13 protein-coding genes are annotated in these 18,560 nt (G+C 62.4%); 3 read left to right on the top strand and 10 right to left on the bottom strand.

Going from position 1 to position 18,560, the window contains the following annotated elements:
* The coding region (locus ACWI6D_RS07365) for an MFS transporter (RefSeq protein WP_449134215.1) at nucleotides 1-1,132 on the top strand (1,132 nt) is incomplete at its 5' end.
* 72 nt (nucleotides 1,133-1,204) lie between these two features.
* On the opposite strand, the gene ACWI6D_RS07360 is transcribed toward ACWI6D_RS07365, so the two are convergent.
* From ACWI6D_RS07360 to ACWI6D_RS07340, 5 genes are all read right to left on the bottom strand, one after another.
* Nucleotides 1,205-2,128: a dimethyl sulfoxide reductase anchor subunit family protein gene (locus ACWI6D_RS07360; protein ID WP_449134214.1), complete on the bottom strand. Its 924-nt coding sequence runs from the start codon at nucleotides 2,126-2,128 to the stop codon at nucleotides 1,205-1,207.
* Nucleotides 2,129-2,221: 93 nt separating this feature from the next.
* A complete protein-coding gene (gene dmsD / locus ACWI6D_RS07355) occupies nucleotides 2,222-2,893 on the bottom strand; it encodes a Tat proofreading chaperone DmsD (protein WP_449134213.1) in 672 nt (223 codons plus the stop codon).
* Nucleotides 2,894-2,980: 87 nt separating this feature from the next.
* Entirely contained in the window at nucleotides 2,981-3,838 is an 858-nt protein-coding gene (locus tag ACWI6D_RS07350; protein WP_449134212.1) for a dimethyl sulfoxide reductase anchor subunit family protein, read from the bottom strand.
* Nucleotide 3,839: 1 nt separating this feature from the next.
* The gene (locus ACWI6D_RS07345) at nucleotides 3,840-4,460 is read right to left on the bottom strand and encodes a DMSO/selenate family reductase complex B subunit (RefSeq protein WP_129423834.1); all 621 of its coding nucleotides are present in this window, start codon (nucleotides 4,458-4,460) and stop codon (nucleotides 3,840-3,842) included.
* Nucleotides 4,461-4,474: 14 nt separating this feature from the next.
* Nucleotides 4,475-6,886, bottom strand: a complete 2,412-nt coding sequence (locus ACWI6D_RS07340; protein ID WP_337368077.1) for a DMSO/selenate family reductase complex A subunit — start codon at nucleotides 6,884-6,886, stop codon at nucleotides 4,475-4,477.
* Between the two features lie 399 nt (nucleotides 6,887-7,285).
* Between ACWI6D_RS07340 and ACWI6D_RS07335 the strand changes: the two genes are divergently transcribed.
* Nucleotides 7,286-9,148 (top strand): helix-turn-helix domain-containing protein, encoded by a 1,863-nt coding sequence (locus ACWI6D_RS07335; protein ID WP_449134211.1) that lies wholly within the window; start codon nucleotides 7,286-7,288, stop codon nucleotides 9,146-9,148.
* A 69-nt stretch (nucleotides 9,149-9,217) separates the two neighbouring features.
* On the opposite strand, the gene ACWI6D_RS07330 is transcribed toward ACWI6D_RS07335, so the two are convergent.
* Together ACWI6D_RS07330 and ACWI6D_RS07325 are read right to left on the bottom strand one after the other, a co-directional pair.
* Complete coding sequence (locus ACWI6D_RS07330) at nucleotides 9,218-9,907, bottom strand: cytochrome c3 family protein (protein ID WP_449134210.1); 690 nt, start codon at nucleotides 9,905-9,907, stop codon at nucleotides 9,218-9,220.
* A 31-nt stretch (nucleotides 9,908-9,938) separates the two neighbouring features.
* The gene (locus ACWI6D_RS07325; protein WP_449134209.1) at nucleotides 9,939-11,429 is read right to left on the bottom strand and encodes an FAD-dependent oxidoreductase; all 1,491 of its coding nucleotides are present in this window, start codon (nucleotides 11,427-11,429) and stop codon (nucleotides 9,939-9,941) included.
* Nucleotides 11,430-11,726: 297 nt separating this feature from the next.
* On the opposite strand from ACWI6D_RS07325, the gene ACWI6D_RS07320 reads away from it, so the two are divergent.
* Entirely contained in the window at nucleotides 11,727-13,817 is a 2,091-nt protein-coding gene (locus ACWI6D_RS07320) for a response regulator transcription factor (protein WP_449134208.1), read from the top strand.
* 267 nt (nucleotides 13,818-14,084) lie between these two features.
* On the opposite strand, the gene ACWI6D_RS07315 is transcribed toward ACWI6D_RS07320, so the two are convergent.
* The 3 genes from ACWI6D_RS07315 to eno form a co-directional block, all read right to left on the bottom strand.
* Entirely contained in the window at nucleotides 14,085-14,720 is a 636-nt protein-coding gene (locus ACWI6D_RS07315; RefSeq protein WP_449134216.1) for a SanA/YdcF family protein, read from the bottom strand.
* Between the two features lie 514 nt (nucleotides 14,721-15,234).
* The gene (gene leuS, locus ACWI6D_RS07310) at nucleotides 15,235-17,808 is read right to left on the bottom strand and encodes a leucine--tRNA ligase (protein ID WP_449134207.1); all 2,574 of its coding nucleotides are present in this window, start codon (nucleotides 17,806-17,808) and stop codon (nucleotides 15,235-15,237) included.
* A gap of 130 nt (nucleotides 17,809-17,938) precedes the next feature.
* Nucleotides 17,939-18,560, bottom strand: a 622-nt coding sequence (gene eno, locus ACWI6D_RS07305) for a phosphopyruvate hydratase (RefSeq protein ID WP_449134206.1), incomplete at its 5' end; no start/stop codon positions are given.

The following is an 18,560-nucleotide window of genomic DNA, read 5'->3' as shown; positions in this document are numbered from 1 at the left end:
GACGAACCGCAAGTTCCTCATCGCCACCATCATCGTGATGCTCGTGCAAGGCGCGCTGCTTGCCGGCGGCATCCTCATCCCCATCTTGCTGCAGTCCTACATGGGCTTTTCGGCCACCACGTCGGGCCTGGTGCTGCTGCCCGGCGCTATCGTCATGGGCGCCATGGGCCCGGTGGCGGGACGACTGTTCGACAAGCACGGCCCGCGTGTGCTGGCCGTCACCGGCACCTGCATCTTGGCGCTGACCACCTCGGCGTTCATCTTCATGGGCCCGGGCACGGGGCTTGTCACGCTCACCGTCATCTACACCGTGCGCCTGTTCAGCCTGTCGCTGGTGAACATGCCCATCTCCACCTGGGGCATGAACGCGCTGCCTGATAAGCTGATGAACCACGGCACATCGGTGCAGAACACATTTCGCCAGGTGGCAGGCTCGCTGGGCACCGCCATCATCGTGTCGACGTCCACGGCCGTGCAAAACGCCGTGGCCGGCTCCACCGACGCCACAACCGCCGGCGTGTTCGGCATCCACATGGCATTCGTGGTTGCCACGGCGCTGTGCGTCATCGGCTTCGTGCTGACCGTGGCGCTGGTGCGCAACAAGCCCGGCGACGAAGCAGCCGCCGACGAGGACAACAAGCATCGCAGCCTTATCGAGCAGATCATGAAGCGCGACGTGTACACGCTGCCCGAGGATGCCACCGTACTTGAAGCCATGCAGCTGCTGGTGAACAACCACATCAGCGCCGCACCGCTGGTGGACGCAGCCGGCAAGCCCACCGGGTTCATCTCCGACGGCGACATCATGCGCTACCTGTCCAAGCGCGGCCAGATGATCATGGACCCCGTGGTCATGATCGTGCAGACCGTGGACGCCTACGCCGACCACAAGGACTATGCGCACAAGCTCGAGCACCTTATGAGCATGAAGGCCTCCGACATCGGGGCGAAGGGCATCATCGGCGTGAACGTGCACGCCGACCTGCCCGAAGTATGCCGCGTGCTTGGCGAGAACCACCTGAAGAAGGTGCCCGTGCTTGACAACGGCATCATCGTCGGCGTAATCAACCGCAGCGACATCACGCACTTCAGCATGGAACGCTACCTGGCCGACCGCGCCGAAGCGCAGTAAACGAAACGGGGCCCGCGCAAGCAGCAGCGCGCTGCAAGCACGGGGCCCGCTTTCATTGGGAAAGAAACCCACCTACACGGCAACGCCCACCGTTAGGCGCATCATGTAGAACGCGAAACGCATGATGAAGACGCCGGCGAACGACAACAAGCACGCAACACACAGCCTGGTTGCCACCCGCTTCGAAAACGCAAGCAGCGCCCCGGCAGCTTGGACTTGCCCCGCGCGCCGCGACACCACGTGCATCGTGGCGGCCGCCAGCACGCACCCGGCAAGCGCAAGCACCGTTGCTGCGGCAAGCATCTGCCAGTAATGCGGAACCAGCTCAACCGCGGCTGTCACCGGGTTGCCCAGCTCAGCCATCATGTTCCCCTGCGCCGCGTACACCGTCACGTTGGCGAAAAGCGCCACCACGGGCACGCTCATCAACGCCAGGCCGAAGCGCCCCGCAAGCGCGCCCCAGCGCGCAATATACAGGGTGAGCGCCGCCAGCAAAGGCCCTCCCACCAGCGCATTCAGCCACAGCGAAACGGGCACGGTCGGCAGATTCCACGTGGGAATGGTGTCAACGGAATACGCAACGGACACCATGGCAACGAACACCGCGCCCGTAACCACGATCAAAACAAGCACCGCCCGCTGCAACCAAGCCACGGGCTTCGCCGAAAACGAATACAGCCAGTACAGGCCGCAGCACGCCAGGAACGCCACGGCGCTGCTCACCTCGTTCGACAGCGGGCTTGACCCCACGTGCATGAACACGTACAGCGCGTTGGCGGGATTGCCCAGGTGCGTAGCCGACGCGATAAGCCCCACCATGGTCACCACCAGCGGAATGCACATGAACTTGTTGATGCGCGCGCGAACGTCATCGCCCAGCTTCGCGAACAGCAGCACCGCCGCCACAATGGCAAGCGCAACTGCGCCCGATGGCGCCAGCGTGGTGAACAACACCAGCGTCACTTCGCCGAATGCGGTATCGAACCCTGAAATCATCAGCTTCCCCCACGGCGGACAGCACCCAGCGGCGCGCCCGCATACGCAAACAGGTTGGCCGAACACACGCCCGACCAACCTGCACGGCAATGGTTATCGATAGAAGCGGGGCGTTTCCACCTCAAGCCCCAGTGCGTCTTGCAAGCCGTCCAAACTTGCCTTCGTCAGGCGCGCAAGCCCCTCGTAGAACGGGTGCTCGGCGGCTTCGGCCAGCTCGTCCAGGAAGTGCCCCGCCCACGTGAGCAGGTGCAGGCGAAGGAATTCTTCCAGATTCTCGGGCTGATACTGCGCCAGCCACGCCATCAAAGCCAGCAGCAGGCCGATGTGGTCCTCGGGCGTGCGCTCGTCAACAATGCGCGCCACGCCGTGCTCGCGCATCCATGCGCGCAGCTCAAGCGTGGTATCGCCGAACACCACGCACTCGCGATCGGTATACACCGAACCCCACGGCGGTGCGGGCTTCGCGCCGGGGCCGATGAACAAGCGGCGATATTCCCACATCAAATCGTCGTCACCGCAAAACTCGCCGCCCTCGCTCATTGCGCGGCTTGCGGCAAGGCCTTCCACCATCATCGCCAAATCGCGCGTGGCCTCGGCCTCGTCTACAAACGGCCACTCCGCGCCGGCGGCCTGCGCGTCAAGCGCGGCAGCGGCGGCGAACTCGGCGCCCGCCAAGCCCGTACGCGGGTCCTGCAAGAAAAACGGGCCCAGCGTATTGCCCAGAAACGCAACGCCCTCAAGCGTTGCCTCATCAAGATTGGCCATGCAATCCCCTCTCGTTGTTCGGAAACAACCATGATATAGCAAAGGGCGCGCCCGCATGCCGGACGCGCCCTTTGAATCGCTAAACCACTAGCCGATGTACAGGCCAACGCTCAGCTGCACTGCGTAGAACGCCATGCGGCAAGCGAACACGCCCACCAAGGCAACCACGGGGGCCACAGCAGCCAGCGCCGCAGACTTCGTGTTGCGCAGCGCGGCGAACGCAGCGGCGGCGGCAACCACCAGGCAGATGACGCCCACCCACATGGGGGCGGTTGCGCCGGCAACCAGGTCGGCGCCGTCGACCAGCGCGTTGCTCATGCCGGAGACGCCCATGACCTGGGCAACCGTGCCGGCAACGCCCAGCACCAGGCCAAGTGCGGCCACAACCAGGGCCGCCATCTTGAAGCCGCCGGCCACGGCATCCTCAAGAGCGCCGGCCAGCGCCAGCACCAGCACGCCCAAAGACACGCCGCCCAGCAGGCAGAAGCCCACGATGGCAACGGGAACCATGGGGGTGTTCCACGAGGCGATGGTGCCCATCATGTAGGCAGCGCCCGTGAAGCACGCGAACACCACAGCCATCACGGCAACCACGGCGGAGAAGCCCTTGCGAGCACCTTCGCCCAGCTTGCCGGCAAGCGCCACGATCCAGTACACGATGGCCAGCACGGCGAACACGCAGCCGGCAACCAGCTCGTTGGACAGCGGGCTTGAACCCACGCCGGCGAACACGCCGAATGCATGCATGGGGTTGGCCAGGTGGAAGAACGCGCAGATGAAGCCCACAATCAGCACAACAACCGGGATGGTGGTCATGCGGTCGATTTTCTTCAGCTGCTCGTCAGAGAACTTCGTGGTGAAGAAAGCCACGGCCAGCGCGATGAACGCGCCTGCGGCAACAGGCGCCAGCGTGGTGAACAGAGCCAAAGGCAACTCGGCCATCATGCTACATCACCTCCAGGGGATTCATAACCTTACCTTTTTCGCTTCCGCTCGGCACGGCGTGCTTCGATGCGGTCGCGTACAGGTTAGGAGACGTGTACTTTTTCTCGGGCAGCGGCGCGAAATCTGCCTGCTCGCCCTTCTTCTTCATCTCGTCGACATCGCCGAACTCCAGGGCGTGCATCGGGCACGCCTCGACGCAGATGGGCATTTTGCCCTCGGCAACGCGCTCAGCGCAGCCGTCGCACTTCACGCTATGGCCCTTTTCGCGATCGACGCGCGGAGCGTTGTACGGGCACGCCATGTGGCAGTAACCGCAGCCGATGCACTTGTCGGCATCAACCGTGACCAGGCCCGTTTCGGGATCTTTGTGCATGGCGGTTGTCGGGCACACTTTCGTGCACGCCGGATTGTCGCAATGGTTGCAAGCCACCGACGTGTAGTACGCGAACGTGTCCGCCGTCCAGCAGCCATCGGAATCCTGCTTCCAAGAGCCGTCGCACACTTCATACACGCGGCGATACCAGAACTCTTTGCTCAAATCATGGTAGTCGGCGCAAGCCAGCTGGCAGGTTTTGCAGCCGGTGCAGCGCTGACCATGGAAAAAGAACGCTTTCTGAGTCATCCTTGCTACCCCCCTTATGCCTTCTCAACCTGACCGACGTTGCTGTGCTGCGGATTGCACTTGCCGAGCGGCGTCGGCTTCGCAATGGTCAGCGTGTTGATGCATCCACCGTAGTCAACGCGATCGCCAGACATGTCGGCGTTGTGCCAAGAGCCCTGCGGAATGAACACATGGCCAGGCATGGCGCGCGGCGTAACCTTCGCAAGGATGCGAATCTCGCCACGATCGTTGAACACCTTCACGGTGTCACCGTCCTTGATACCGCGAGATTCGGCATCGGCAGGGTTCATCCACGCGAAGTGCGGAGCAGCATCTTGCACGATCTGGTTATTCGCGTACGAAGAGTGCGTATGCGCCTTGTAGTGGAAGCCCTGAATCAACAGCGGGTACTCGTCGCTCAGGTCCTGGTAGCTCTCAAAGCCTGGGTCGAAGAACGGAATCGGCTCAACGGTTCCCTCTTCAAGATCCCACGTGTCCCTGATCTTCGCCAGGTCCTCGGAGTAAATCTCGATCTTGCCGGAAGGAGTCTTCAGCGGATTGGCCTCGGGATCAGCAATGAACTTCTGGTGCGCGATAAGTTCGCCGACGCGCTCTTCCTTGTAGAAGCCCATCTTGACGCCCTCTTCCCACGTGGGGATTTGCGGGTTCTTCGCACGGAAGTCCTCGTAGAGCTTCTTCGTCCAGTCTTCGCGCGTCTTGCCGCCGTCGGTGTACTCGTCGTATACGCCCAGGCGCTTCGCAAGTTCCGAGCACACCTCGTAGATGCCACGGCGCTCGAACTTCTCTTCGTACACCGGCTGGCCGTAGATGATGGCCTTCAGGTTGTCGTTGTACGGCGCGCCGACCAGGCTCAGCTGCTCTTGGCTGGTCAGGTCAGGCAGAAGGATGTCAGCGTACTTGCAAGAGTCGGTCATGAAGACGTCGCAGCACACGATGAACTCGCACTTCGATTCGTCAACCAGCACGTCGTGCGAGTGGTTGATGTCGGAATGCTGGTTGGTCAAAGCGTTGCCGGCATAGTTGAACAGGAACTTGATGCCGCTCTTCAACTTCTCGGCCTTCATGATGCCGGAGTTCAGGTTCGTCATGGTTTCAGGCGCCTCGATGGCCTTGTACCACAGGAAGAACGGAATCTGCGTGCTCACCGCGTTTTTGCCCGCGGGGAAGCCGCTCATGGCGAAACCGATCTTGTTTTCGCGGCGGCCGTCGTTCATGCCCGGCTTACCGATCTGGCCAAGCAGCTGCGGCAGAACCATGATGGCACGGCCCGTTGCCTCGCCGTTGGAGTGGCGCTGAGAGCCGTAACCCTGGGTGATGAACACGGGGTTCGCCTCGTGCATTTCGCGAGCAAGGTCCTTGATGCGCTGTTCGGGAACCAGCGTGATCTTCGAAGCCCATGCAGGGGTCTTCGGCGTCATGTCGTAGCCAGTGCCCAGGATGTAGTCTTTGTACGAGGCGTTCTTGCCCTTTGCGGACTCAGGCAGCGTCTCCTCGTCATAGCCGACGCAATACTTGTGCAGGAACTCTTCGTCAGCCCAACCGTTGTTGATGATCTCATACGACAGAGCTGCGCACAGCGCGGCGTCGGTGCCCGTGCGAATCGGAATCCACTCGGTGTTGTCGCCAGCTGCCGTATCGTTCAGGCGCGGGTCGATGTTGATGATGCGCAGGTTGTGTTTTTCGCGAGCGTACACCAGGTTGTTGCCCTGACCGGTGCCGCCCATGCGGGTTTCAACGGGGCTCGAGCCGAACATGACCACAAGCTCGTTGTCCTGCAGCGTTTGATAGTTGCTACCGTAGCCGCCCGCTTCGCCATACGTATAGAAAGAAGAACGCATCAGCTGACCGTTGCTGTACGTACCATAGTAGGTAAGGTAGCCGCCCGTAAGGTTCAGCAAACGGCCGACCGGGCTGGAACCCCAAACGCCCATGGTCACGCCAGAGGCGTACTGCAGGTACATGGACTCGTCGCCGTACTTTTCGCGAATACGCTTCATCTCGCTTGCGATGGTGTCGAGAGCCTCGTCCCACGAGATGCGCTCGAACTTGCCTTCACCGCGCTTTGCACCCTCCGCGCGTTTCATGGGATAGTTCAGGCGCTCGGAGCTTTGCAGCCAGCGGCGAGCAGAGCGGCCGCGCAGGCAAGCGCGCATCTGCGGATCGGCGAAATCGCCGGAGCCCGTGTTGTCGGATTCGATGAACTTGATTTCCCCGTCCTGGACGTGGCACTTCCACACGCAGCAGCAACCGCAGTTCACGGCGCAATGCGTGTAGACGATCTTCTCCTCGGATTCTGCGTGCGCAGGTTCAGTGGCGTTGAACAGGTTTGCGCCCGTTGCAGCAGCGCCGCCGACAGCTGCCAGAGCACCCAGCGCACCAGTCGACTTGACGAACGTGCGACGGTTCATGCATGGCATGTCTTGCATTGCCTCCCCCTTCGTTTCGTTTCGCGCCTTGCCGAAACAGCCTCTTGCTGCGGCAGACGCTTCCTCCCTCGCGCAGCGTTTTCAAGCTGCGCGCCGCGCCCATCCTCAGCGGGATTCGTCATTCCCTTGAGCGCGGATTTGATGGGCAAACCTTACCGCGCCGCCTACGCGGTCGTGTCACATAAAACGTGCGAATTTTGCGTTTACCCAGGTCAGAAGCTATCACACGCGTCAACATGTGACACGATGCGCCTTGCGGGACGCTATACTGTTCAAGGGAGATTATTGCTGCGCGCACATGCAGCTCAACGCTTGCGCACGACAAGGCGCGGCCGCCGAAAACGCCAAGGAGGGCGACGGCCGCACCGCATCGATGCGCCATCATAGACGAGGACGACCGTGGCACGAACCCGCTTCTCCGATATAGCACGCACGTTCAAGCCAAACGTTGCGGCGCTTGGCTATGCGCTGTTCTTAGCCATCAACGCCGCCGGCGTTTGGGGCGGCGTGTTCCCGTTTCTGCCCATGAATTTCCAAACGCCGGAGATCACGTTCTGGTTCTTCTTAGCGCAATCGCTTGTGTTCTCGCTGTGCTACTTCGCCAGCGCCTTGGGCGTGTACTACTTCCCCGGCCCCACGCGCAAGTTCATCGTCATGCTTGCCAGCGCGCCGTACCTGTTGGGTTGGTGCTGCCTCATCGGCGCCATCTATGTTCACGACGCCGCGCTGCCGCTTGTTGTAGCCGGCGGCGCGCTGCTGGGCCTTGGCTCAGCGGGCTTCTATATGCTGTGGCAGCGCCTGTTCGCCAGTCTTGACGCCGACCGCGGCAACCACGACCTTATCCTGGGAACCGCGTACGGCGCGCTTCTCTATTTCGCGCTGTATGCCATCCCGCAAGCCGTTACCGCGTTTTTGATCCCGCTGGTGTTCATGCCGCTGTTCGCACTTGCCATCACGCTGAAAAGCCGCGAAATCGACCTGCGCCAGCCCATGTTCGACGACATCCCGCGAGACCATCCGCAGGTATATCGACGCGTACTGCGCGACTACTGGCGCCCCGCCCTGTGCATCGGCGCCATGGCGTTTTGCGCGGGCGTCATTCGCGCGCTTGCCATCGGCGAGCCGCAAGTAGGCAGCCTGGTGAACATGATGTCCATGCTCGGCTGCCTTGTTGCCGGCGCCGGCGTGCTGGTGCTGTGGCAATTCAAGAACGTGCGTATGAACGTCAGCAGCGCCTATCGCGTGGCGTTTCCCATCATCATCACGTCGTTTCTGCTGCTGCCGTTTTTGACCATCGGCTACGCGCGCTGGCAGGCCGCCATCCTGTACGCCGTGTACAGCGTGGGCATCGTGCTTATGATGATCCAATGCGCGCAGGTCTCGCGCGACCGCGGCATCAACCCCGTATTCATCTACGGCTTCGTGGCCGGCGTGGTGTACGCGCTGCACGACGTGGGATTTCTTGCCGGCACGTTCGCCGAGCAAATCCGCGTCATCGGCATGGAGCCCACGGCCATCGTGGCGCTGGTGGCCGTGTATTTGCTGGGGCTTATGTTCTTCATCGGGCAGGGCGGCTTCAAGCGCGCGCTGGCAGGCGCCGACGCCGAGGACATCGAGCTTATGGCCGGCGCGGCGGCAGGTGCTTTAAGCGCAGCCGATGTTGAGGAGCGTCTGACCGACCTTGACGAAGGCGAAGCGGCCCCCGGCGGCGAGACCGCGCGCGCCACCGTAATGCTTGACAGCTGCGCCGCCGCCTGTCCCTACGCGGGCCAAGGTTCGGGCAGCAGCGTCAAGCCCATCATCATCCCGCTAGCAGTCGAAGGAAATGCGGGCCCCGGCGGCGAGGGCGGTACAGCAAGTGTCGAAGCCCGTGGCGAAAGCGATGCGTGCAAAGCCGTTGGCGAGCAATCCGCAAGCGGCGGCCGCAGCACCGCCGAGCAAGGCATTGCAACCGCCAACGATCACGCCGCGGCCCCGCAGCCCACACCCGCCAGGAGCGCCGACGGCCCCACGTACCAGGACCGCCTTTCGAAGCAGGCAGCGCTTGTGCGCCAGCATTACCGCCTGTCGGCGCGCGAAACCGAGGTCATGGAGCTCATCGCGCGCGGCAACACCGTCGCACGCATCGCCGAGCAGCTCGTGGTGTCCGAGAACACCATCCGCACGCACAGCAAGCGCATCTACGCCAAGCTCGACATACACAAAAAGCAAGAGCTGCTTGACCTCGTGGAAACCTTCAACCCGAAAGACCTCAAAGACTAGCCCGAACACAAAAGCGCCGCGACCCAGTTGGATCGCGGCGCTTTCGCTTTCACGATAGCCTTTGCCGACTTACCGCTCGGCAATCTGCGCTTGGGAATCCTGGTACGTCACCCAGCCCGCCGGCAGTTCGTCTACCGCCTCGGCGTGGCACTGCGTGCAGTACAGCGTCGACGCGCGGTGCGCCTTGTGGCACGTGCCGCAGTCGATGTCGCCATGGCGCTGGGAATGCGGGTTGAACGGCATGTTCTCCGTCGCTTTCTCCAGGTCGTCGCGGGACGTGATGCCGATGGCGTCATGGCAGCCGCTCTTCAGGCAGAACGCCTCGGAAGCGCCTTCCTTGCCAGAATCGACCATGAGGTCGCTCACGCTGCGCTCGGGCAGCGGGTACTCGTAGTTGCCGCTCACCCAGGCCGCACCTTCGCTCATCTGCTGGTCGATCGACGGCTCGTGGCAGCTCATGCAGCCCTGGCCTGCGCTTGCATGCACGACCGCCAGCATGGAATTGGTGTTCGACACCTCGTTGCCGTACGCGTCGACGCCCTGCGTGTTCGGCGTTGCCTCGTACGTATCCAGGTACGTCGACATGGGCGTGTGGCACACGGTTCCGCAAAAGCTCGGCGTCTCATGCCATGCGAACATGCCGCAGCCGGCAACGATCAGCACCGCTACGACCACCACCGCAACGGTGACGCCCCGCTTGTGCTTGCGCGGCGACGGCGTGGTCTGCGCGGCCTCTTCGCGATTCTCGATTTCAGTCATCTTCCTTGCCTCCTATCGCTTACCCGTGTCCCTACGCCTGCGCCGCCGCAGCAGCAGCCTTTTCGCCGGCCAGCCTGCCCGATGTGTACGACCAGTTCAGGCCGCAGCCGCCCGACGGATAGTCGTCGTAGATAAACGAGCCGCAGCACACCTCGCCCGCCGAGTAGAAGTTCGGAATGGGGTTGCCGGACGTGTCGAGAACCTGCAGGTCGGTGTTCACGTGGTAGCCGCCGAAGCTGCCATGCGTGCACACGCCCATGGTCAGCACGTAGAACGGAGCAGTCTCGATGGGCTTGAGGTTGGCCGCCTTCTTCTTGAACTGGGTATCCTCGCCGGCGTGCGCCATCTCGTTGTAAGTGTCAAGCGACGCCTGCAGCGCCGAGCCGTTCACGCCCAACGCGTTTGCAGCCTCGGCCGCCGTGTCGCCCTTCGCGAACACGCCGCTTTCGAGCCCGCGATCGAAGTTCGCCTTCAACGTGTCGTTAAGCGCGTCGTACATGGCCTGATCGTACACGGCAAAGAACTTCTGGTCGGAGAAATGCGCCACCTGGTAGTAAATGTCGTGCGTCTGGCCGCCTTCGTTAGCGAAACGCTCGCCGGCGGAGTTCACCCACATGGCCTTCGCGCTGATGAGCTTCGACTGGCCGGGCTCGACCGGGCAAGCGAGGATGCCATTCGTGCCACCGTGGCCGATGTAGTCTGCGCCGATGTTCAGACCCATCTGCAGGCCCTCGCCCGTCAGCCCCACGCCGACTTCGGTGTACACGCCGGAATAGTCGGGCATGTACTTGTCGATCATCTCGGGGTTGCGGCAGAAGCCGCCCGTGGCCATGATGGTCTTCTTCGCGCTGTACTGCACAAGTTCGCCCGCACCGCTACGCGCCAGCACGCCAGTCACGACACCATTGTCGACCACAAGAGACTCGGCCGGCATGCCGAAGTGGAACTGCACGCCGTTTTCGCGCGCCAGCGCCGTCACGGCACGCAGCGCGTCCATGGCGCTGTTCTTGCAGTTGTGCGCACGCGGCACGGTGTCGGTACCTTTGAGCGCCAGCGTGTCCTTGAACGGCACGCCCAGTTCCTCGCGCAGCCAATCGACCGTCTTGCCGAACTCCTGCGAGCACATCACCTGGATGTCGCGATCAAGCTTGTCGCCGCCGCGGCGCAGCAGATAGGCCAAGAAGTCCTCGGCGTTGTCGTCAATGCCCTTTTCCTTCTGCAGCTGCGTGCCCGCGCCGTAGAAGTTGCCGAGCGCCAGCGAGCTCGAGCCGGCAAGCCAGGCTTCCTTTTCAATAAGGATGGTGTTCGCGCCGGCACCGGCCGCCATCGCGGCTGCGGAAACACCCGCTCCACCGCCGCCGACCACCAGCACGTCGCACGACACCGTCCGCGACACCTTTTCAGACGCCTCGCTTTTCGGCGTGCATCCGATCATGGTGCCGCCCGCAAGCGCCAGCATGCCACCGCCCACAAGCGCAGCGAACTGACGGCGGGTCAAAGCCCGCGCATTCCCCGTTTGCATGTTCGTCCCTCCTTTTCCTTCGCGAATCGCGCAAAGCCCGTTTCACATCGGGCCCGCCGCTTCTCGCCTTCCCCGCGATTCGCTTTCTTGGGTGTCCAACGCGGTTCATAGTAGGCGCGCACGCGCGCCCTCAGAAGCCACCTATCGTGTGAAACTGAGCGGGTGATTTTCGGCGCGAGCGTTTGACCTGGGGATTCGATATCACACGCTTCGTGTGAGGGGACTAGTGCCGCCCCATATCAGCAACTCGGACGGACTGCTATAATTTGCGAGAATACGAAGAAGGGAAGCAATCGCATGGCCGCACACATCGGCGCCGACAATCTGGACGCAACCGCGCAAACGCGCAGCGTGCGCGCATCGAACGCGGGCAGCAGCACAGGCACAATTTCCAGTCAAGGCAACTCCGCTAATGCCGCAAGCAATCAGGTTTCCCCGGACGCGAACGAACAGAGCGCAGTAGACGCTACTGTTGGCGAACGCCGTGGTTCGCAACGGCCCGAAGCGACCAACGACGGCTTGCTTGTCCGCTGGTTCGGTTCGCCATTCATGCCCTGCTTCCTGGGCCTTGCCGCGCTTCGCGTGTGGCTGCAGGTCAACCAGTTCGGCGGCTATGCGCAGTCCGACAACGGCGTCATCACCATCCTCAGCAACCTCACCTACGGCCTGACATTTCTCATTGCCGCCGCCATGGCGTGGCGCAAACCGCCCACACCGCGTACCGAGCGGATGCTCGCCATCATCGCCGTGGTGCTCATGCTGGCGGCGCCGCTACTCATGCTCGCCAGCTGCTCGCTTTGCGACAGCCGCATCGCCACTGCAGGTGCGCTGCTCGTCGGCGTTGCAGGCGCGTTCGGCGGCGGCATGTGGGCATGTGCGTACACGCGACTGCCCTTGAAGCCCGCACTCATGTATGCGTTCGCATCGCTCGCGCTCGGGTCTATCGGCGGACTTGCGGTCAGCGTTCTGCCCGAAGCTTCGCGCTACACTATCAGCCTGCTCATGCCCGCTATCGCCATCCTGTGCTACGAACGGGCGCGAACCCACACCGGCGACATTCCGCTGGGCGGCACAAGCGACCGTAATCAAGACGCGAACGCAAATTGCAATGGCCAGACGTCAATCGTCACAGGCCAGCAAGGCAAATCAGGCAACGCCACCGCGGGCGCAGCCGCTTCGCCTGCACTCGCAGGCCGGCAACGCAGCACCGGCCACGCAACCGGCAACGTTTTCGCCACCATGCAATTTGGGAAGGCCGCCGAGCACCCCTACGATGACGAGCCCAAGCTGTCGCTCGCCCTCGTCATCGGCGGCATCGCCGTGTTCGGCCTGGCACTCGGCTTGTCGCGCGGGTTTCCCGCGGGCAGCCCCGTCCCCTTCGAGCTGCCCGTTCGCCTCGTGCACCAACTCGGCGTCGTGGCCATCAGCGCAGGCTTTCTGTGGTGGATCGGCGTGAAAGGCCGCCGCATCAGCTTCTCGCTGCTTTGGCGCATTGAAATCATGATCGCCGCGGTGGGCGCGTTCGTTCTCATGGCCCTGCCGGGCACCGCGACCGAAGTCGCCGTCGCCATCATCAACATCGCCGACAGCCTCATGCTGTGCGTGCTGTTCGTCACCGCACAAGACGTCGCGCGCCATTCGTCGATGCACCCATACGTCATCTTCGGCGGCGCCTGGGCCGCACGCGTCCTTTCGCGTGACTTCGGCCGCACGATCGTGTTCGCCCTGTCGCCCATGACGATATCGGAGAGCGTGACGCTCGGCTTCATCGTGTTCGCTCTGTCGCTGAGCATGGTCTGCCTGCTCTCAGACAACCTCCCGCGCACGCGCAAACTCTTCACCTACGATGATGACGCCAAGCCCGAAGCCCCGGATAACACCGTAGTCGCAAATCGGCCACATAAACAAGCAGCACATAGCGAAAGCAGCATCGAACAAGCCCCGGCAAACGCGCAAGCAGCACAAAGTTCGGAAACGGCGAGTGGCAACACCAGCGCGAACGAGAGCAAGCGCAACGCTTCAGAAGCGCGGGCGGCTCAGGGGACGGAAAGCGAAGCGCCCGGCGACGCACCCAACGAAGCATCGAGTATTGCAGGCGGCGAACAAGCGCAGCTGCCGAATCACCCTGCCGCCGCGCAGCCCGAGCAGCCGCAAGCCAACCCCGACCAGCAAGTTCGCGACTGGTTGCGCACCGAGCACGGGCTCACCGCCCGCGAAATCGACGTAGCCCTGCTCATCGCCCACGGGCGCAGCAAAACGTTCATCGCCAACGAGCTGTTCATCTCGGAAAACACCGTACGCACTCATTCGAAGAACGTCTACGCGAAACTCGGCATCCACTCGCGTGAAGAGCTCATCAGCCTCTTCGAAAACCGTTTGAACGCCTAGCAGAACCGACCGTAAGCCAAATCGCGCACCCGATTCGCCGAGGGAGCCAGAAGCGCCGGCACGCATTGCACCGCCGCAAGCCACTCTCGTAAACCGCACAGGCGCAAAGCCGCTAGCGCCAAACAAAACAGGGGGGGGCGCTGCAATTCTCCTAAAGAACCGCAGCGCCCCCCTGCAAGTAACATTGCCCGAAGCGCCCCATGGGCATCGTCCGCCCCGCTACCCCGCAATCAGGCCACAACACCGCGCGAACCGAGGAAACGCCCCCTAGTTCGTCACGTCGCCGTCTTGGTCGAGGCTGATGGCGTCGCCTACGTACGTCGAAGGCACGCGCAGCAGCGCCTTGAAGAAATCCTTCGTGCGCGCGGGAATCTCGCGGATATCGTACTGCAGCTGCTTTTGATATTCCCGGTAATCGCTCGGCACACCCGTTGCCTGCATGCCTAGACTCTTCGCCGACCACAGCGCGCGGTACAGGTGATACGTCTGAGTGGCAACCACAATGCGTTCGCAGCCGAACACGTACTTCGCGCGATACATGCTTTCATAAGTGGAGAACCCGGCATGGTCGCAGAAGATGTCCTCGCTCGGCACGCCCCGCGCGATGGCGTACTGCTTCATCACGCGCACTTCGTTGTACGATGCTGTCCCGTTGTCGCCGCTCATGATAATCTTTGGCGCAACGCCGGCGAAATACAGCGCGATGCCGTCGTCCAGCCGATCCTGCAGGATCCCCGACGGCGTACCATCTGCGTACACGGAAGCGCCCAGCACCACGATTGCGTCCGCGCTGCTGATAGAAGCTTCCTCCGCCGACACGATGGAACCTTTCGCGCCCACGATGGTCACCACGTTCGTCACGGCAAACACCGCGACGACGGCCAGAACCGCCGCCACAACCATGTCCAGCACCCGCCTTAGGCATCCTTTATGTTTCTTCGCACTCATAGGCAATCGACAATAACAAACGGCGAAAGCCCCTCGCAAGCGTTTGTAAACAACGGCGCAACAACGTCACTCAAACTTAACCGGAAAAGCAAAGAGCCCCGTTTGGCGCAACCCGCTTTCGGCTTGCCGCGATAACGCACCCCCGCTTCGCCCCAGCGCCCAAACGCTTTCGCTATTCCAAGGCGCGCATGCCGCTATCGCCTTCTGCCCACACCGGTCAACCGCCGGCACCCGTATAGCGCGCCCTCGACCAGGCAATGCCCCTTCCCCGAGCAAATAGCTTCGTTAGCCCAGGGTCGAAATAGCAAAGAGAAATGCTTCAAGAACGAACGGATACCGTGCTCCCCATTTTCTGCAACGCATCGTCAGGGGTGCATGACGCGGTGCCGAAATTGGCTCAACAGAGCCAACAAAAAACGCGGCGCCGCATTTCTGCGACACCGCGCTTGCGCTCCATATGGCGATACGGCTACTTCGCGACGATGTTCACCAAGCGTCCGGGAACGACGATGACCTTCTTCAGGTCCTTGCCCTCCACGGCGGCCTTCACGGCTTCAAGCGCCACGGCCTTCACGTCGTCCTCAGCAGCATCGGCCGCAACGGTGATGCGCACCTTCACCTTGCCGTTGACCTGTACGGCCAGCTCAACCTCGTCGTCCTTGGCCTTCTCGGAGTCGAACTCGGGCCACTCCTCAGTGTGGATGGAGTCCTCGTGACCCAGCACGTCGTGCCACAGCTCTTCGGTCATGTGCGGGCAGATAGGCGCCAGCAGCTTCACCAGCACCTCGGCAATCTCGGTGGCGAATGCCTGCTCGTCAGCGGAAGCGGCGCGCTGCTCGGGGCCGACCTTGCGCAGGTAGTCGCCCGCAGCGTTGGCCAGCTCCATGATGGCGGCGATGGCGGTGTTGAAGTTGTTGCGGTCGAAGTCGTCCACGACCTTGCCCGCCACGCGATGACGCTCGCGCATCAGCACCTTGCGGGCGGCCGCCGCCTCGGCGTCGCTTGCGCCCGCCTGGAACAGCGTGTCCTCGTCGGCCGCACCCGCCAGGTCGTTCACCATGCGCCACACGCGGTTGAGGAACTTGTGCATGCCGGCCAGGCCGTCCTCGTTCCACTGCAGTTCCTTGTCAGGCGGAGCCATAAACAGGATGTACGCGCGCACGGCATCGCAGCCGTAACCGGCGATCATGTCCTCGGGCGAGATGACGTTGCCCTTCGACTTGCTCATAACGTCGCCGTGCTCGTCAAGCACCATGCCCTGGCACAGCAGGTTCTTGAACGGCTCGTCAAAGTCCACCATGCCCATGTCGCGCAGCACCTTCGTGAAGAAGCGGCTGTACAGCAGGTGCAAAATGGCGTGCTCAATGCCGCCGATGTACTGGTCAACGGGCATCCAGCGGTTCGTCTTGGCGCTATCGAACGGCAGCTCGGTGTTGTGCGGATCGGTATAGCGTAGGTAATACCAGCTTGAGCACGTGAACGTGTCCATGGTGTCCGTCTCGCGACGCGCCTCGCCGCCGCACTTCGGGCACGCGCACTTCGCGAAACCCTCGTGCGTGGCCAGCGTTTCGCCGGCAGCCAAGTCGATGTCCTCGGGCAGGCGCACCGGCAGGTCCTCTTCGGGAACCGGCACCAGGCCGCACTTGTCGCAATAAATCATGGGGATGGGGTTGCCCCAATAGCGCTGGCGAGAAATCAGCCAATCGCGCAGGCGGAACTCCACCTTGCGACGACCACGGCCAGCAGCTTCCAGGTCGGCGACGATGGCCTCTTCGCCCTCGGAATGCTTGCCACCTGTCAGGCCCGTGTACTTCCCAGACTGCACCAGACGACCCTCGGCTTCCATGGCCGCATCCCAGTCGACGCTCGTGACTACGCGGTTCTGCTCGTCCTTGAGTTGCTCGAACAGCGGGTCGTCGTCGCCGAGGATGATCGGGATGATGGGCAGGTCGTACTTCTTGGCGAACTCGAAGTCGCGCTGATCGCCGCACGGCACGGCCATAACCGCGCCGGTGCCGTAGTCGGCCACGATGTAGTCGGCCACCCACACGGGCACCTTTTCGCCATTGATGGGGTTCACCACATAGCGACCGGTGAACGCGCCGTGCTTTTCCTTGTTGCCCTGCGCGCGCTCGACCGCGGTGATCTTCTTCGCGTTCTCCACGACCTCCATGACGGCGGCCTCGTACTCCGAGCCCTCGACCAGGCCCTTCAGGATGGGGCTTTCGGGGGCCAGCAGGAAGAAGCTGCAGCCGAACAGCGTGTCGGCGCGGGTGGTGAACACGGTAATGAGGTCGTCGTCGGTGGGATTCTCCGGCGCGTTGCCGTCTTTATCACACAGCGTGAACTGCACTTCGGCGCCCTCGGAGCGGCCGATCCAGTTCGCCTGCATCTGCTTGACGCGCTCGGGCCAGCCGTCCAGCTGATCCAAGTCGTCGAGCAGTTCCTGCGCGTAATCGGTGATCTTGAAGTACCACTGCGTCAGGTCGCGCTTTTCCACCGCGCTGTGGCAGCGCCAGCATTCGCCCTCGGTGACCTGCTCGTTCGCCAGCACGGTCTGGCACTTCGGGCACCAGTTCACCGGGGAATTGCGGCGCTCGACAAGCCCGCGCTTCCAGAACTGCAGGAAAATCCACTGACCCCAGCGGTAATACTCCGGGTCGCACGCCACAACGGTGCGATCCCAGTCGTAAGACAGGCCCATGCGCTTGAAGCTAGCCTTCTGCGTTTCGATGTTCGCGTACGTCCACTTTGCGGGGTGGCTATGATGCTTGATGGCGGCGTTTTCAGCCGGCAGACCAAACGCGTCCCAGCCCATAGGGTGCAGCACGTCGAAGCCGCGCATCTTGGAGTAGCGGGCAATCACGTCGCCGATGGTGTAGTTGCGCACGTGGCCCATGTGGATGTCGCCCGATGGATACGGGAACATCTCAAGCACGTACTTCTTCGGCTTGGAATGGTCTTCCGTCACTTTGTGCAGGTTGGAGTCCTCCCAAACCTTCTGCCAACGAGGCTCAATCTCGTGAGGGTTGTACTGTTTCATCGTCCATCTTTCCTTGACTGACGCGGTAATTCACACGTTAGCCATTGTAGCAGCAAGCAACGACAAGCGCCCCCGCACGATGCGAGGGCGCTTGAGATTTCAAACAAGTGCCTGTCTTTGGCTTTGCGAACTAGCGCTTGATGTTGTAGAAGGCGTTGCGGCCGGCGTACTGCGCCTGGGAATCCAGCTCTTCCTCAATACGCAGCAGCTGGTTGTACTTGGCCACGCGGTCGCTGCGGCACGGGGCGCCGGTCTTGATCTGGCCGGTGTTCAGGGCCACGGCCAAGTCGGCGATGGTGGTATCCTCGGTCTCGCCGGAGCGGTGGGACATAACGCACGCGTAACCGGCCTGCTTGGCCATCTCGATGGCGTCAAGCGTCTCGGACAAGCTGCCAATCTGGTTCACCTTGATAAGGATGGCGTTCGCGCAGCCCAGCTCGATGCCCTTGGCCAGACGCTTGGAGTTCGTAACGAACAGGTCGTCGCCCACCAGCTGCACGCGGTCGCCGATGCGGTCGGTCAGGGCCTTCCAACCGTCCCAATCCTCCTCTGCCATGCCATCTTCGATGGAGATGATCGGGTACTTGTCGACCAAAGCCTCCCAGTAGTCCACCATTTCAGCGCTGGTAAGCTCACGGCCTTCGCCCGCCAATTCGTACTTGCCGGTTTCGGCGTTGTAGAACTCCGTGGATGCCGGGTCCATGGCGAACATGATGTCGTCGCCGGGCTTGTAGCCAGCAGCCTCGCAAGCC

The organism is Senegalimassilia sp. (assembly GCF_977052095.1).
The sequence above is the reverse complement of the archived record's forward strand: the minus strand, read 5'-3'. Positions and strand labels throughout refer to the sequence as shown.